Origin of the sequence: Paenibacillus tritici (genome assembly GCF_018207515.1) — a bacterium.
GTDB lineage: Bacteria > Bacillota > Bacilli > Paenibacillales > Paenibacillaceae > Paenibacillus_AQ > Paenibacillus_AQ tritici.
This window is the reverse complement of sequence record NZ_CP073365.1, coordinates 5644656-5662212: the sequence shown is the minus strand read 5'-3', so window position 1 is coordinate 5662212 and position 17557 is coordinate 5644656. Positions and strand designations below refer to the sequence as shown.

Sequence of the window (17557 nt, the reverse complement as noted above, 5' to 3'; positions counted from 1 at the left end):
CTAAAAGCGGCGCGGCTTTACGCTTTTTAGTTATGAAGGAGCATGAAGATCATGGAAATTAAAATGTCAATGATTCCTGGGGGAAAAAAGGGAAAGGCAGGAACGATCAATGTACAGCTAGGGGAGAAGGTTTCTATCGGAGACGTACTCGTCGAGGTTGAGACGGGAAAAGGCAGTCGAGAAATTACAGCGACCGCAGCGGGGGCCATTAGCGACATTCTTTTTGAAGAAGGTGGAGAAATTTCCTCCAACCAAGTTTTGTTTACATTGGAAACTGTTGAAGAAGACACCGTTGCATTATCTGAAGCGCAGCCTGCTGGCATGGATCAGCCAGCCATGGCTAAAAAAGTTGAATTATTGATTATTGGTGCAGGACCAGGCGGGTATGTGGCCGCCATTTATGCCGCTAAAAAAGGGATTAAAGTTACATTAGTTGAAAAGGAAGAATTGGGCGGTACATGTTTAAATGTAGGTTGTATTCCAACCAAATCACTGGTTAAATCTTCTGAAGTTTGTCACTATGTCAAACAATCATCTTTATTTGGTATCCACACAGGAACGGATCTCCAGGTCGATATGAAGCAGATTATTCGTCGTAAAGATGAGATCAAGGGAAAATTAGTTTCCGGGATTGACTACTTGATGGAGAAAAATGATATAGAGGTTATCCGCGGGCAAGCTTCTTTCTTATCCGCACATGAAGTGAGTGTAAAGGGGCAGAACCATTACCATATTTCAGCGAACGAAATCATCGTCGCTACGGGCTCCAAAATTTCCAAGGTGAATATTCCTGGCATCGACCTTCCTTTTGTTATGAACAGCACTGATGCGCTTGCATGCACCGAGCTGCCGAAGAGCATCACGATTATCGGCGGGGGTGTCATTGGCATGGAGTTTGCCTTCATCTATCGTTATTTGGGTGTTGAAGTGCATGTAATTGAATTTATGAGCCGACTGTTGACCATGGTCGACAGCGACATTTCTGAAGAAATTAAACATTCGGCGGAGCAAGCAGGGATCCATATCCATACGAACTCGAAGGTAGTCAAAGTCCAGCGTGCTGACGAAGGACAAGCGATTGTAACTTATGAGGATTCCCTAGGCGAGCACCTGCTCGTTAGTGAGAAAGTATTGGTGGCTATTGGACGTGAGCCTAACTTGGATGGCTTGGAGGTTGAACGAGCCGGAATTCAGCTCAATGAACGTGGACGAGGCATTACCGTGAACGAACACATGCGTACAAACGTCGAACATATCTATGCGATAGGCGATGTTACAAATATTATGCAGCTTGCCCATGTCGCTTCACATCAAGGTACTACAGCTATCGATGGGATATTAGGGGAATCGGGAGGCATGCACTATACGGCAATCCCGAACGTGATTTTCACTTCACCTGAAATAGCCAGTGTAGGTCTATTAGAGGATGAATGTAAACAGCAAGGGATGGATTACAGTGTGAGCAAGGTTTCCTTTGCCAGCAATGGTAAGGCGTTAACAATGAATGAACCCGAAGGTTTTATTAAATTGATTAAGGATAATCGCTCACATAAAATAGTTGGAGGGGCAATCATTGGTCCTGATGCGTCTTCCTTGATCAGCAGCTTAACGCTTGCGATTGCCAATGAGCTGACGGAGAAACAAATCATGCACACCGTTTTTGCTCACCCGACTACGGGAGAAGTGATTCATGAAGCTGCATTCGGCTTTAGCATTGGGGCGCTGCATCAAGCATGAAATTTCCGGATAAGCTACACCAATTCACAAAAAGTGAAAAGTTTGCTATCATATAACGAATAGAGGAGAAGTACACGGAGATAAAACTGTTGGGAATGGTTGGTGTGTCTATTGTTTAATCTAGAGGATTGTCTTGCTTTTGTCACAAACCGTAGTGGGAAAATCTTTGCAGAAGCATTGGAGAAAGAGTTTCGTCCCTACCACATCACCAGGAGCCAATGGATCGCTATGTATTACATCCACATTCATGAATCCATTACCCAGCGAGAACTAGCAGAAGAAATGTCGATAAAAGAACCGAGTGTGGTCCGTTTGCTTCAAAAGCTGGAATTCGATGGGCTAATATATCGCTCCGCTACTAATTCAGATAAACGAATAAAGCAGTTAGAATTATCTGAAAAGGGCGTAAAGGTAGTTCTCGATTTAGTGCCAATTGCCGAAAAATTCAGAAACGATACAATCGCAGGTATTTCCAAGGACGATCTTGAGACATTCAAGCATGTGTTGAGTATTATGGTTGAAAATACAAAATAGCGAAAACCCGAAACAAGACATCAGTTTAGACGATCTGAAACATTGCCCTTGAATGGATATTTATAGAATAAAACAAAAAAAAGACCCTTTTGTTTTTGAAGACGAAAGAGTCTTTTTTTTATGACTTTCTGGGGAGACACCACCTAGCTCTTCATTGAAATAATGTTCAATAGAAAATACTCTTTCGCAATCAAGCTGATGCCTGACCCCTAATTATTTTTGATGTTTTGTTTTTCGGATCAACATGGTGATGAGCAGTATAGCAGGGAGGGCAACTTGGAAAATAGGAAATACCCTGACTACTGCATAATGTAGACCTTCCCATATAAATTCTGTATAGGTCCGCGATAAAAAGGAGAGGACAAAAACAGTTAGAGCCAAAGGGATTAGCCATATTTTATATCTAATTGTAGTGAGTCTTTGCATCCCGATAGCAGAGCCTATAAAAAAGATGCACATTTTCACACCTAAACCAATAAACAAAATGAGTGTAAAGAGCGCGTCGGCTCGCTCGACAATTTGGGCTGCATGTATCATTTGAACAACGGTAAGCAGCGGGTAGGTGGTGAGACCCGCAACATCAGGATTCAAGACCAGGATTACCGTCTGATTCAGTATGGTCAACATTAGTGATACAACGATGTATGTGGATATGATACCTTTACCAAGCTTCTTACCTTTTGGTGCATATTTAAAGAACACGAGAAAAAGGACGACTTGTCCAAATGGAAAAGAAACAATTTCCGGAATTGCAGAGTCCCAAACTGGCTTAAGACCATTCTCCAGTATAGGGAACATAAATTCATGGTGAAACAGTCCTGTCATCGGAATGGAAATCAATATTAATGCATAACCGAACGTTAATAGATATATAAAAATGACGCAAAGACGAAAAAACACTTTAGGTCCATAGCTAGACACAAACGTGATTACACCTATCGCAAGCAGTGAAATCATAACCATGGGGGTTTGATTGAGTAGCGTCATGCTACACAGCTCACCGATATCGCGCAAATTGCGGGAACATTCATACGTAAAGTAACCAACAAAAGAGAAGGCTACAATCCAACCTGGTATTTTGCCCAAATAATGCAGGCTTATCTCAAACAAGTCCCGTTCTGGACTTAAGCGATAAATCCAAAGATAGGCTAGTAATAGAATAAAACCAGCGGCTGCTGCAATAATCATAGCTAACCAAGCATCCTGCTTTGCTTCTGCACCCAATAAAAACAAGGGTGTACTCCCCAGTTCAAACAGAGCAAGTGTACTGGCTATTTCAGATATACGGGCATCTTTACTCATAAATGCAGCTCCTTTTAACACTATGAGGCATTAACCGATTTTTGAATAAGCCCCGGGCGTTTGATGTTGACCTTGATTTGTATTTTAAGTTCCATTTTTTTGAACTCTGTCTCCCAATCATCATTAATTTCTTTCCAATCCTTAGGGTATTTCCGATGAATAATATTTGCAAAACCTGGCGTATCGGTACCCAAACGTTGCAGTGCGTCCCACGCAACGTTAATGTCTTCCTCAATTTGTTCTTCGATAATCTTTTGAAGGGCTGAAATGATCTCAGGTTTTGATAAGTCTTCTTTACAGACAGATTCCATTAAGACTCCACTTACGTTTATTTTTACAAGCATGGTGTAATGATTATCTGATTTTAATGGTTTTAATTTTGTTTTCGATGAAGTAACGGTAATGGAGTTTAGCTTTTTTTCATGTTCAGAACAAGGAAAAGAGATTTCAGTACCTTTGATTTGATCGGATAGCCAGGAGAGCCCTTTACTTTCTTTCTGATTGAGCCAACCCACTAACTTATCTCTTTGAAAGATCCCTAACCGGGAAAGGGTGATTTTTAAAGGCGGTGACGTTGTCTTGAGCGCATCAAGAGACTCAAGGTCTTTTATATTTTGAGTGGTTTCTTCTCCAGAGAGTGTAGCGACGGGGATTCCGATACTTTTGGAATCTGAATATAAATGTAATGCAAAATCGTAAATAGTTGTCTTTGGGAAAATAGAAACCAAATCGGTTTCTATATCTAAAATCTCACCGTAACTTGCTCCAGGTAGTTTTTCAGGTGGTACCATTTTTTTCAGTAGCTCATTCGCTTGGCCATCGGTCACTAGGATATAAACGTTTTCCCGTGCTTCTGTGCTCCGAAGATATAAATCTATAAGCTCACGGACTCCTTTCTCTGCCGCTTCTTTGCCGATTACCACGACCTTGTTATGTGCAACATAGAGACGCCGGGAGGTTTCCAGGTTGCTTAAATTCCTTGCTTTATTAAATGTATCCGCCCTCACTGAGAAAACGTGGATGCCTGGTTGCGAACTGCCTCCCGAGGTTCCTCCTGTACCAGAAGCCATAGATGAAGGGATAATCGTCTGATATGTGACGAGCCACTTTCCATCTTTGTAATCCACGCCTGTTGCAGTCGTGATTCTTAGTTCATTTAATTCTGTCCGGTTCCAGCAGCTGGATAAAATCAGCGCGGCTAGTGAAAGCATCACACTAATCAGAGCTTTACGCATAAATTTATTTTCACCTTCCTAAGACAAAGGGTCCTTATGATGGTCTTTCGCTCTTTGAGCGAAGCTTTTCTGCTTATCAGACTGTCTCTTTTGGTTCTTGTCACCATTCATCACCGGGCGCGTTTTCATCTTCCACCATGGTACACGAATGAACAGATCCTTCAATTTAGATTTATTAAATGGTGAGAGTGGCGCCAAGTAAGGTATTCCAAACGATTCAAGGGAAACCAAATGAACCAAAAGAGGTACAGTACCGATAAGGATTCCATATAAACCAAAGGTTCCTGCAAAGAACATCAAGAAAAAACGGAGAAGGCGAATAGCTGCAGCCATATTGATTGCAGGGAGAACAAAATTAGCAATGGCAGTGAATGAAACGACGATAACCATAGCGGCTGATACAAGACCGGCTTGAACAGCAGCTTGGCCAAGAACGAGAGCTCCAACGATGGAGATAGCAGGTCCGATGGCACGGGGCATACGAACGCCTGCCTCACGAATGATTTCAAAGGTCAATTCCATAATAAAAGCTTCCAGAAGAGCGGGCAGCGGAGTGCTCTCACGTTGGGCAGCGAGCGTGATCAGCAAGGTGGTCGGAAGCATTTCCTGTTGAAACGTTGTGGTTGCTATGAAAAGAGAAGGAAGAAGCAAGGCAATAAAAAAAGAAACCAGACGAACAATTCTAAGAAATGACGAAATGTCAAATCGCTGGTAATAATCTTCACTGGAAACCAAGAATCTAAAAAAGGTTACAGGAGCTATTAATACAAAGGGAGTGCCGTCAACTATAACTGCCACCAACCCCTCCAGTAATCCGCCTGCGACTGTATCTGGACGTTCTGTATTAAGCATGGTTGGAAAGGGGGAGGCAATGCCGTCCTGTATAAATTCCTCAATATAGCCACTTTCCAGTATACTGTCGCTGTCTATAGAATTAAGGCGTGAAGATATTTCTTTAACCACTTCCGGATTTGCAATGCCATCAATATAAATTAATGATACTTTTGTTTGAGTGTACCGACCTATGACCTGGGACTTGACGCATAAGTTTGGAGACTTTATTTTGCGGCGAATAAGAGCAATATTGGTTGTAATGTCTTCTGTAAAACCTTCCTTTGGTCCTCGGATAACCGTCTGGGAAGTAGGTTCTTCTACTGCACGTCTCAATCCGCCATTAACTGGTATAACAAACGCTTCATTTACCCCTTGGACAATAACAAGTGCAAAACCATTGAGGATAGACATAATCAGATCATCTTCTGTGTAAACAGAGGAAATGCTTAGCGCAGAAAGTTGGACTTTGAATAAATTGGGTTTCATTGAAGTGTATGTTTTATCGTCCCAAAAAACCTGATTCATGTCCGATATTAATTTAGTAACCAACTGTTGATCAACGAGTCCATCGATATAACAGATAGCCGCTTGGTATACCCCTTCTTTTGTTGCTGTCAGCTTATGTAAAATGAAGTCCGAATTGCTTCCCAGACGCTCGTCTATAATGGCAAGGGTGGTGTTAAGTTCGCCACTTAATTTTTTTGAATTCAAATTCGAACTTGATTTATTCAAGTTTATTCTCCTTTATATATTGAATGTACATATAATGTGCCACCATTTTCATTTTTTACTCATTTTGGATAGATGGTGCACCCAACAGAATAGCCGATGTATATGAAGAAACGGATTATTTAAAACGTAAAATGCACTAGTCAAGATATAGCGTGGGCAATTCACCTTTTCGAGATTTGGTCCTTCCTACAATATGAACTTTGGCATGAAAATGATTTTACGTGAGAAAAGTTTGAACTGGATACGATACCTTTGTTCAATCCTTTTAACAGCTGTTTGACAAAGAAGCATGACTTCAGTTATTTTGGTACTAAGGAAACTATATAAGTACCAATGTGTAGCGAGAGGAGTTTTTTCTATGGATAATATTTCAATAATACCCGGCAATCCCAAATCGGCATCCGGAGGACTTATGGGGATGGCACTGGATTATATGGCCTATCCGCTCATTGGAACTACAGATAAAGCAATAATTGAACATACGCTGCAACAATTATGGGGACTCGAAAAAAACCGTTTCAGCCATCAATATGCATTTGAGGCAAGACTGGATAACAGAACGGTAGGCATCATCTCCTGTTACCCGGTATCTGTGATGGATAAGCTGGTCTGTCCCACTGTCCGGGATCTAATCAAACTGCGCAAATGGAATCTTATCAAGCATTCACTGCTGCATTTGCAGGAGCTGTGGTCTACGGTTAGCTTAAATGAGGGAAGAGTGGATGAATACCATATCGGAGCATTGGCAGCATTGCCGGAAAGCCGGGGATACGGTGTAGGTTCGAAGTTAATTCATTATGCTGAAGAACAAGCCAGATTAAGCAACTACAGCAAATGCTCTTTGACCGTCAAGCAAGAGAACATACGGGCCATCAAGCTGTATGAGCGGTTAGGATACCGGATAACAGATTCCATTGAGAAAAAACCGTATTATTTGTACCGTATGGTAAAACCCCTTCCTCGTATCATTACATGAGTGTTAAAATATAGACGCTATAAGGCTGGAAGGGTGGACGGGCAAGGGTATGGACAACATAGTTTATTTAAAAATTTTAAAATGCTTCGGAGCCAAGGGCACGCGTTTTACGACGGAGGACTTGGCGAGAGAACTGGGTACGAGTAAACGCACAGTGTATGCCTATTTTTCGAGCAAGGATGAAATGATAGAGAGAACGATTGATTTTGTCTTTTCGCAGATTAACCAATCGGATACGGACATTTTGGGAAATACACAAATTCCGATTCATGACAAACTAAAACTATATTTTCTGAACATTCCCGATGCCTATTCGATTGGCACGATTATAAGGCATATGGATGACCTTCAGCGGTATTATCCCCGGCTTCACGAGAAGGTCAAACGTCATCTGGATACGATTTGGGATGGCGTCATTGAACTGGTGGAGCAGGGAATGAACCGTGACGAGCTGCAAAAGGTGGACACAGTGATTCTCAAGCTTATGCTGAATGAGACACTGAGTAAACTGCTGGACTATGAGTTTATTGCGGGCCATCAGGTCAGCTTCGAGTCGGGCATTAAGGCGATGAGTGATATTGTTTTATATGGCCTGATCAAAACAGACCTTCCTAAATAGAAGGCTCCGGATAAAGGAGCCCAGCCTTCCCTTAGATTGGCTAAAGATCCTGCCCTTGAAGGTGTGACGGGGCAATATTTCAATAAAATTACAAAAAAGCTGACTGGGCCATTTTCCAATGATAAACAGCAACAAGAGAATCTGTATGAGCGCAGTTTAGTATGGAGCGGATTGAAATAACAGATACAGAGTTCAAAATCTTCGATAAGTCTGAAACTATGCATCCGTTTCCTGTTGAAAGGAAATAATCCTCAGATCGCTGATTGTGGCTTTATTCTACAGCATCTTCTGAATTTATCAAATTGGAATAGTTAAATAATGCGACCACTACTGACCGATGTAGAGGTATATGAGAAGTTGGATATACGGAGCAGGTATTTAATCAGAGCAGCAAAGGGCAGCACTGAAATAAGGTAGTAAAGCTAAAGCCAAACAGGAAGAAGGCATGATTCAAGGCCCGTGGTCCGAGCCGATTTTTCTGAACTCTAGCGGATTCGACCATTTTCTGTTCCATGATACGGACGGCCACAAGTGGCTGTTCAATATGCAGTGGGATTTCCGAAAAGGCAAGAATCGGCTCGCAGGTATCGTAATGCAGGAATTAAGTGTCGTAAAATGCATACTTCAAAGTCGTCAAAAAGGTAGCTAGTACTTCCTGATCATGCTAAGATTAGAACCGTTAAGAGGACAAAATTCTCGTGGGATACAAATAATAATAAAATCGTACCGGACTGCCCAAGTAAGCTCATGGCAGTCTTTTTAGATTAATAAGGGGGCATATTGATGGGATTACGCTTTCCCAAAATCTCTTGGAATTCTATTCGTCTTAAGCTGATCGTCGGACTAGTTCTTATCACGGTACCTCTAATTACGTTACTTATTTATAATAATTACTACAGTATTGCAGTTGTTCGTAATCAAGTTGCTATTTCTAACAAGAACTTGATTTCTTTATATATGGCCCAGATTGATTCGCAACTGGAAGAAGCGGAAAGCAATGTGCTGAGCTTGGCCAATAACAATTGGGACATCAAGTCCCTAGATCTTCCCAACTCGGAAGATGATTATCAGATGGCAAAATATAACTTATCCACTACGCTGACTAATAATATGGTTTTTTATAAATCTGTTGATGCCTTTTTTGTTTACAATTATGTACGGCAGGATTTAGTTGATGCCTTTCAGTCTGTCGTTCTCTATCCTGAGCAGATGAAGGTTGAAGAGGTTTTGAAGAAATACTTAGATGGTTTTACCAACTCTTCTGCAGCAGCGGATAAAAATTGGTTTATCCAAAAGATTGATCAAAGCTATTATATTCTCCGGATAGTAAGATCAGGGAATTTGTATATTGGTGCTTGGGTAAACACCAGAACATTACTCCAACCCATGCAGTTGATCGATTTGGGTGACGAAGGAAGCGTAATACTTGTAACTTCAAAGGGTAAAACCCTGAGTAGCACCCGATCCTTAAAAGATGAGAATATCGACCTTACAAGGGGATTTCAGCAATATTACGTTTCAGGAACAAAAAATAATCTTTTGGTAGTAGGAGAATCTTCAGAAAAGGGAGATTTCAGTTTGGCGGCGATTATTCCTAATAAGCATATTCTGCAAAATCTCCCGTGGCTAACCAATGTTAATACAATTGTATCCTTTGCAGCTATCGGGTTATTGCCTTTAGGCCTGTTATTTCTTTTTCGGATTTTGCTTATGCCTCTAAAACGATTAATTATAGTCATGAAAAGAATAAATAAAGGGCTCGTTCACACACGTATTGAGGATTATCAAACCTCAGATGAATTTATATTAGTGAATCAAACCTTTAATACCATGATGTCAGAGATTGAATCCTTGAAAATTAATGTCTATGAAGAACAGTTGAACAAACAAAAGGCTGAGCTTCAGCATCTCCAACTGCAGATTAATCCGCACTTTTTTCTGAATTCCCTAAACATTCTATATAACCTGGCGCAGGTGAAAAACTATGAGCTTATTCAAGAAATGACCTTATGTCTGGTCAGGTATTTTCGATTTATGTTCCGCAGCAATTTATCCTTTGTTTCTTTGGACGAAGAACTTCAACATGTGCGAAATTATATCAGGATTCAAGAACTGCGGTTCCCTGAACATTTAACATGCACTATCAGCGTTCCTGAATTTTTAGAAAAGCTGTCGGTACCACCACTTCTGATTCAAACCTTTTTGGAAAACTCTATTAAGCACAGTGTTACTTTGGAGGAGCCGATTCACCTTTCCGTCCAGTTGGATTTAAGGGAGGATGGCTTGGAGCCATATATTGAAATTGTAATCCGAGACACAGGCAAGGGGTTTTCGGAAGAAGTACTGACAGAGATTAACTCTGGTAACCGTATTATTGATGACCAAGGAGAGCATATTGGGATCTGGAATGTTCGCAAGAGACTGAAATTTCTTTATGGAAATTCGGCTTCAATAACTTGCTACAATGGTTATCCCAATGGAGCTGTCATCGAAATCAAATTGCCTTATACAGAAGAAGGTTAGGAAGGTGGAGTAGGATATGTATCAACTATTAATCGTTGATGATGAAATTCATGCCGTAGAAGGGATTCAATCGGGAATTGACTGGGAGAAGCTAGGTATTACGGCAGTATTTTCGGCTTACACTGTAAGGCAAGCTAAGGAATGGTTTGAGCAGGAGCGGATTGATATTATGCTCTGCGATATTGAGATGCCGCAAGCAACCGGACTCGAACTGACGAAATGGGTAAAGGGATTCTATCCCAAAACAGAGACCATATTCCTGACTTGCCATGCTGATTTTAAGTATGCGCAGCAAGCTATTCAATTAGGCAGCTTTGATTACCTTTTGAAGCCTGTACCATTTGGCGAGCTGGAGAAGGTGATACGAACCGCTATTGATAAAATCAATAAAGATCAAGAGGCGATGAAATATAGCCAATATGGGCAATTATGGTTTCAACATCAGCCTCTACTCATTGAGCGATTCTGGCAGGATATTTTAAATCAAACCATTCCATCAAGTCGTGAAGCGGTACAACGTGCGGCTATAGAGCGGGAAATTCCTTATGTGGAAGAAATGTTGTTTCTTCCTGTTCTCATCGGGATCCAACGTTGGCATAAGTTATTGAACTTGAGAGACGAAAAAATACTGGAGTATGGACTAAGAAATTCAGCAGAAGAATTACTGCTTGAAGCCGGTCAGTCGGGTCGGATCATTACACTCAGCAATAGAAGACTGCTTATTGTTCTTTCGGTTCAGAATCAACATGACCTTGAAACGATGAAATCAAGATGCGAAAAATACATTAAAGCATGCAGCGAGTTTTTTTATTGCGATTTGTCCTGTTACATTGGAGAAGAGGTTCGTGGTCATGAATTATTGGGAATGGTCAATAAGCTATATAAATTGGAACAAAACAATGTTGTTCATAATAACAAGGTGTTTTCAATTTCTTTACAAACTACTCCAGCATCGACATACAAATCCATCAACATGACTATATGGTCCGTGATGCTGACAGAAGGAGCTTTCAAAGAGGTTTTAATAGAATCTTCCCGATTTTTGAAAGACATAATGGAGAAGGAGAAAATAGACGCCAGCTTTCTGCGCCAGTTCTATCAGGATTTTCAACAAATGGTTTACTATGTGCTTCAGACAAAAGGGATTCAAGCCCATCAGCTCTTTGGCGATCCCGATTCACAGGATATGTCTGCGACTGCGACAAGATCTGTTGTTAATCTTCTCGATTGGATGAGTTATACGATCCAAAGGGCCAAGGAATATGTACAATCAATTGAACAATCCCAAAGTGTAATCGAGAAAGTCATTCATTTCATAAAACTTCACATAACTGAAGATCTATCCCGGGAGGAGATTGCAAACCATGTATTTCTTAATCCGGATTATTTAACTCGTGTCTTTAAAAAAGAAACCGGTATGGCGATATCGGATTATCTCTTAAATGAGCGTCTCAAGATTGCTAAGGAATTGCTCGAAAAAACGGAAATGCCGATAAGTGCAATTGCCACTCATATTGGGTACGCTAATTTCTCCCATTTCTCCAGAACGTTCAAGAAACATACGAATATGAATCCGAATGAATACCGGCAGATACTTCATCGAGAATCAGGTGAGATAAAGTCGGCAAAAGAATAATGGAATGTCGTTTGAGGAGCAGTGCTCAAATACGGGTTTATATAAACTGAAGGTAAGCACTAATGCGAATTGAGTGCTGGAAGCGTTTTCAAGTAAGGGAAATAGTACAAAAATGGGGGAGAAGTATGACGAAAAAATGGAAAATGTTATGCTCGCTGCTTTTGATTGCAACGCTGTTACTATCTGCTTGTGGTGGAAATAATGGAAAAAGTGAAGACGAGGAAGCAGTGGATTCATCTGGTAATAAGGTTGAAGAACCGACGGAAATAACTGTGGCGTTTCCACTTTACGGCTCCGTACCAAAAGATATGGCATTGATACAAGACGCTGTAAATGAGGTTACCCTAAAGAGAATTAATACTAAAGTAGAACTGTTGCCAATAAATTTTTCGAGTTGGCAGCAACAAATGAACCTGATGCTATCCAGTGATGAAAAACTCGATTTAATTGGCATCGTAGGAACCTTCACTCAGTTCATGTCGAAAAATCAATTGCTTCCCATGGATAAACTCCTGAATGAACAAGGTCAAGGAATTCTTCAAGCGCTGGATCCTGCTTATCTGGAGGCAGGAAAAGTTAATAACGCAATTTATGCCGTTCCAACATTGCGTGACATGGCTACAAGTTATGGTATTTCAATGCGGAAGGATCTTGTGGAGAAATATAAAATTGATGTTGATAAAATCAACACCTTGGCAGACTTGGAAGAACCACTCAAAGCAATTAAAGCTGGTGAACCGGATCTGGCCCCATTGCTGCCACCAACCTTTTCTTCAGTTGTCAACGCTTTGCCAACATATGACAGTCTCATTGACCGAATCGGTGTACTAATGAATCGTGGAGATAATCTGAAAGTGGTCGACTTGTTCGAAACGGAAGAATATGCTCAGCAGCTTAAATTAGTAAGAAAATGGTATGAAGAGGGGCTGATTCTAAAAGACGCAACGACCAATAAGGTTAATGAAAATGAACTGATTAACTCCAACCGTGGCTTTTCTACTATAACCGTTATTAACCCTATGTCGTATGCTAATGTAAGTAATAGCGCTGGTTATCCTAGGGTAATTAAAGAACTGCTGCCTGCTATATCCATGTCATCCACCTTAACCAACGCGATGTGGGGAGTGCCTGTTACCTCGAAAGTTCCGGAGAAAGCTATGGAATTCTTAAATCTCATGTATACCGATAAAGAACTCGTGAACATCCTGGATTGGGGTATCGAAGGGAAACACTATGTAGTGAAGTCCGATAACATTATTGATTATCCCCCTGGTGTTAATGCGCAAAATTCAGGATATACTTTGGGATATGGTTGGTTGTTCGGCAATCAGTTTTTATCCTATGTCTGGAATGGGAATGATCCGGATATATGGAAGAAAGTGGATGAATATAATAAATCGGCTTATAAATCCAAAGCCTTAGGGTTCTCGTTCGACCCTACACCGGTAAAAACAGAATATGCTAACGTCAGTAATGTTATTGGTCAATATTTCCTGCCCCTTGAAACCGGAAGTGTTGATCCTGAGAAGATATTGCCTCAATTTATTGACAAGTTAAAAACAGCGGGGATTGACAAGGTCATCGCGGAGAAGCAAAAACAACTCGACAAATGGGCAGAAGATAATAAATAATTTTGATTCTCAGACCAAAGGCCATGCAGGTTTGCATGGTCTTTTTTTAGTGCGCCCAGCATGGGCGCTATCTCTAGGGTTGAAATCCCGAATGGCGAAGGCAGTAGTAGTCATTAGCTTAAGGCAAGGGTGTCCACCGTGAGGTGGAATCTGAAGGAAGCCGGCAGCAAATCTCCGGTCTGAGGAACACTAACTTCATATAAGGCTGACGCCATAGTACGCTTTCGTGTTGCAACACGAGCGGAAGGGCTGAACATGAAATAGGCATTTGTGCATCTAGGCGTTCAAGATGAGTAATGACAGCAGAAAATCCGAAAGGACCTGACCGAAGAAAGAAGCGGTGAATCCCGTGTGGAGCTTCGGCAGGGCAGAATTCATCTTTGGCACAAGAAGAAGGCACAAATCACGTAAAGAGAGATAAAAAAATAAAAAAATGTTGGAGCAGTTGCTGTCACGGGAAAATCTTCTACAAGCGTTAAAGCGAGTCGAATCGAATAAAGGAAGCCATGGCGTAGATGGGATGTCCGTAAAATCCTTACGCGAACACATCGTACAAAACTGGCAGAAGATACGGCAAGCGATAGAAGAAGGAATCTATGAGCCGAGCCCCATACGTCGGGTCGAAATCCCGAAACCGAATGGCGGAGGTGTCAGGAAGCTGGGAATCCCTACCGTGACAGACCGAATGCTGCAACAAGCCATCGCTCAGATGTTAACCCCATTGTTCGATCCACCCTTTTCCGAGCACAGTTATGGATTTCGCCCCAAACGGCGGGGACATGATGCCGTAAGGAAGGCGAGAACATTCATGAAAGAAGGCTATCGATTCGTAATTGACCTGGACTTGGAGAAATTCTTTGATCGCGTCAACCATGACCGTCTAATGATGAAGATTGCGGAGAAAGTGAAGGACAAGAAAGTTCTTCTGCTTATTCGTAAATACCTTCAGTCGGGGGTGATGGAAAACGGGTTAGTAAAGCCGACTACGGAAGGAGCGCCACAAGGCGGTCCTCTGAGTCCGTTACTATCCAACATTGGATAAAGAACTAGAGGGACGTGGACACCGCTTCGTCCGCTATGCGGACGACTGTAATATCTACGTGAAAACGCCAAGAGCAGGCGAACGAGTCAAGGCATCCGTCACCCGATTCATCGAGACGAGGCTAAAACTGAAGGTCAACCAAGCGAAGAGCGCGGTAGACCACCCATGGAAACGGAAGTTTCTAGGATTTAGTTTTAGCACAGACAAAGAGCCGAAAGTGAGAATTGCAAAGCAGTCCTTACAGAAAGCGAAGGTTAGAATTCGAGAGATAACCTCCCGAAAGAAGCCGATGAGGATGGAAGAGCGAATGAAGGAACTAAACCAATACCTAATGGGATGGTGTGGGTACTTCTCGCTAGCGGATACGCCAAGTATCTTTCAAAGGATGGACGCGTGGATTCGAAGAAGGCTACGAATGTGTCTATGGAAGCAATGGAAGAACCCGCGAACCAAAGTTAAAAAGGCTTTTATCTCTAGGCATGCCCAACGATAAAGCCTATGAGTGGGGGAATACCCGTAAAGGGTACTGGCGAATTGCAGGGAGTCCAATTTTGTCGCGAGCCTTGAATAACCAATACTGGGCATCCAATGGACTTAAGAGCTTGTTGGACAGATACAACTCCATACGGAATATTTCATGAACCGCCGTATACCGAACGGTATGTACGGTGGTGTGAGAGGTCGGGGGCTCACCGCCCCCTCCTACTCGATTTTTGCAACTAGACCTCGTTTAGTAATCTTTCTGGACAATCGTTCTTATTTTGTAATCTCATAGCTGGCCTTAAGTGAATGGTCGGTAAAATGCAAATCGGAAGTCGGTGGAACGGTAGAGCCAAGACAGCTATTTCCATAATATAAAGATAGAACCGATGAAGAATACGCCGGGCTACTACGAAGGGAGAAAAACGGAATGAGGAATAACACACGAAGCTTATCGAGGAGGCGTATTTGGAAATATAGCCCTCTATATTTCATGATGGTACCGGGAATTACATATTTGCTTATTAATAACTATCTCCCTATGTTTGGAATCTCGATCGCTTTTAAGAACATTGATTATTCTAAAGGGATATGGAACAGTGATTGGGTTGGATTTCAGAATTTCAAGTTTTTATTCCAGTCGTCAGATGCTTTTCTCATTACCCGCAACACGATTTTATATAATTTAGCCTTCATCATTATTGGTCTGATTGTTGGCGTTGGCTTCGCCATTTTTTTGAATGAAATCAGGAGCAAAGCTGCAGCAAAGGCTTATCAAAGTATTATCTTGCTGCCTTATCTGATATCAATGGTTTTAGTTAGCTACCTGGTTTTTTCGATGTTAAGCATAGAGACGGGATTTCTTAATAAAACTATCCTGCCATCGTTAGGAATAGAACCTATCTCTTGGTACAACGAACCAAAGTACTGGCCATATATTCTTGTATTCGTGAATGTGTGGAAAAGTGCAGGGTACTCATGTATCATCTATCTGGCCGCAATTATCGGTATCGATCCAGAGTATTATGAAGCCGCTAGACTGGATGGAGCTACAAAGTGGCAACAAATTCGAACCATCACAATTCCACTGATTACCCCAATTATCATTATGTTGTTGATATTGAACATCGGCCGGATATTCTACTCTGATTTTGGATTGTTCTACCAAGTACCGATGAATTCCGGTCCTTTGTACGATGCGACCAGCACGATTGATACGTATGTGTTCCGAGGGCTTATGCAGCTTGGCGATATCGGGATGGCTTCTGCTGCCGGCCTCTACCAATCTATTGTTGGCTTCATTCTTGTCATCTTTTCAAATTACGTGGTTCGCAAATTAAGCAGAGATAATGCTTTGTTCTAGGAGGGAAGGATACTATGAATCAAGAAAGTAGGCTTTGGCAATGGATTTCACATACGGTATTAACGTTATTCTCGCTAGCCTGTTTGCTTCCGTTTGTACTGCTCGTTACTTCATCCCTTACTGATGAAAATTCAATTATTAAGGATGGGTACTCTCTCTTTCCCAAGCTTTGGAGCGGACAGGCGTATGCGTATATTTGGGATCAATCCTCGATGATTTTTAATGCCTATGGGATCACCGTGTTTGTTACTGTGGTTGGTACCACGGTTAGCTTGCTTATAACAGCGATGTTCGCCTACCCGTTATCTCGCCGTGATTTACCTGGCGGATCGCTCATTGCATTTCTCCTGTTCTTTTCTGTGCTGTTTAACGGCGGGCTGGTACCAAGTTACCTGATTTACACCCAAATCTTTGATATCAAGAATACAGTGGCAGCACTCATCATACCTGGATTGTTGATGAATGGTTTTATGGTACTAATGATGAGAACCTTCTTTATGACGACTATACCGGCTCCGGTGCTGGAATCGGCAAGCATAGACGGTGCATCAGAATTTACCATGTTTCTTAAAATTGTCATACCGCTGTCTCTGCCAATTATGGCGACAATCGGACTTATGCAGGGACTTATGTATTGGAATGACTGGAATAACGGTCTTATCTACCTGACTGATCCTAAATTGTTTAGCCTGCAGAACGTGTTGAATCGGCTTATGAGCGATATTGAATTCCTGTCCACCAACAGCAGTTTGAGCTCCAGACTCAATACGAATCCGGTTCAACTTCCGAGCGAGTCTTTCCGGATGGCGATTGCAGTAATCAGCATAATCCCCGTCATGATCGCCTACCCGTTCTTTCAGAAATACTTTGTCAAGGGTATGACCATCGGCGCTGTGAAGGGGTAACTTCATAA

The 17557-nt window shown here is 41.8% G+C and carries 13 protein-coding genes and 3 pseudogenes; 13 read left to right on the top strand and 3 right to left on the bottom strand.

Translation table 11 applies throughout. The features are described from left to right. The first annotated feature begins 51 nt into the window (after window positions 1-51). Both lpdA and KDC22_RS24200 read left to right on the top strand, forming a co-directional pair. Window positions 52-1737, top strand: coding sequence for a dihydrolipoyl dehydrogenase (gene lpdA, locus KDC22_RS24205; RefSeq protein WP_211720641.1), 1686 nt, complete (start codon window positions 52-54; stop codon window positions 1735-1737). A 102-nt stretch (window positions 1738-1839) separates the two neighbouring features. Beyond that, window positions 1840-2271: a MarR family winged helix-turn-helix transcriptional regulator gene (locus KDC22_RS24200; RefSeq protein WP_425517074.1), complete on the top strand. Its 432-nt coding sequence runs from the start codon at window positions 1840-1842 to the stop codon at window positions 2269-2271. Between the two features lie 213 nt (window positions 2272-2484). Here the strand turns inward: KDC22_RS24200 and KDC22_RS24195 are convergent, their stop codons facing one another. From KDC22_RS24195 to KDC22_RS24185, 3 genes are read right to left on the bottom strand one after another with little or no spacing between them, the layout of a single operon-like run. Further along, on the bottom strand, window positions 2485-3573 hold the full coding sequence (locus KDC22_RS24195) for a GerAB/ArcD/ProY family transporter (protein WP_211720639.1): 1089 nt from the start codon (window positions 3571-3573) through the stop codon (window positions 2485-2487). 20 nt (window positions 3574-3593) lie between these two features. Continuing rightward, window positions 3594-4808, bottom strand: coding sequence for a Ger(x)C family spore germination protein (locus KDC22_RS24190; RefSeq protein ID WP_211720638.1), 1215 nt, complete (start codon window positions 4806-4808; stop codon window positions 3594-3596). Between the two features lie 18 nt (window positions 4809-4826). After that, window positions 4827-6380, bottom strand: a complete 1554-nt coding sequence (locus tag KDC22_RS24185) for a spore germination protein (protein WP_211724172.1) — start codon at window positions 6378-6380, stop codon at window positions 4827-4829. Window positions 6381-6732: 352 nt separating this feature from the next. Between KDC22_RS24185 and KDC22_RS24180 the strand changes: the two genes are divergently transcribed. The 11 genes and pseudogenes from KDC22_RS24180 to KDC22_RS24135 all read left to right on the top strand — a co-directional run bounded on the left by KDC22_RS24180 (window position 6733) and on the right by KDC22_RS24135 (window position 17549). Beyond that, window positions 6733-7350: a GNAT family N-acetyltransferase gene (locus tag KDC22_RS24180; RefSeq protein WP_211720637.1), complete on the top strand. Its 618-nt coding sequence runs from the start codon at window positions 6733-6735 to the stop codon at window positions 7348-7350. Between the two features lie 49 nt (window positions 7351-7399). Next, window positions 7400-7534: pseudogene (locus tag KDC22_RS33585) on the top strand (helix-turn-helix domain-containing protein); the annotation flags it as partial. Then, window positions 7535-7969 (top strand): TetR/AcrR family transcriptional regulator, encoded by a 435-nt coding sequence (locus KDC22_RS24175; RefSeq protein ID WP_246553811.1) that lies wholly within the window; start codon window positions 7535-7537, stop codon window positions 7967-7969. 36 nt (window positions 7970-8005) lie between these two features. Next, window positions 8006-8149 (top strand): hypothetical protein, encoded by a 144-nt coding sequence (locus tag KDC22_RS24170; RefSeq protein WP_211720635.1) that lies wholly within the window; start codon window positions 8006-8008, stop codon window positions 8147-8149. 268 nt (window positions 8150-8417) lie between these two features. Then, a pseudogene (locus KDC22_RS24165) lies at window positions 8418-8576 on the top strand (family 43 glycosylhydrolase); the annotation flags it as partial. 176 nt (window positions 8577-8752) lie between these two features. Further along, complete coding sequence (locus tag KDC22_RS24160; RefSeq protein WP_211720634.1) at window positions 8753-10492, top strand: sensor histidine kinase; 1740 nt, start codon at window positions 8753-8755, stop codon at window positions 10490-10492. Between the two features lie 16 nt (window positions 10493-10508). After that, window positions 10509-12128, top strand: a complete 1620-nt coding sequence (locus KDC22_RS24155) for a response regulator (protein WP_211720633.1) — start codon at window positions 10509-10511, stop codon at window positions 12126-12128. Between the two features lie 125 nt (window positions 12129-12253). Then, window positions 12254-13759, top strand: a complete 1506-nt coding sequence (locus KDC22_RS24150; RefSeq protein WP_211720632.1) for an ABC transporter substrate-binding protein — start codon at window positions 12254-12256, stop codon at window positions 13757-13759. 433 nt (window positions 13760-14192) lie between these two features. Further along, window positions 14193-15442 (top strand): annotated as a pseudogene (gene ltrA, locus KDC22_RS24145) (group II intron reverse transcriptase/maturase). A gap of 332 nt (window positions 15443-15774) precedes the next feature. Further along, window positions 15775-16644 (top strand): ABC transporter permease, encoded by an 870-nt coding sequence (locus KDC22_RS24140; protein WP_211720631.1) that lies wholly within the window; start codon window positions 15775-15777, stop codon window positions 16642-16644. 14 nt (window positions 16645-16658) lie between these two features. Beyond that, window positions 16659-17549, top strand: a complete 891-nt coding sequence (locus KDC22_RS24135; RefSeq protein WP_211720630.1) for a carbohydrate ABC transporter permease — start codon at window positions 16659-16661, stop codon at window positions 17547-17549. Window positions 17550-17557 lie beyond the last annotated feature (8 nt).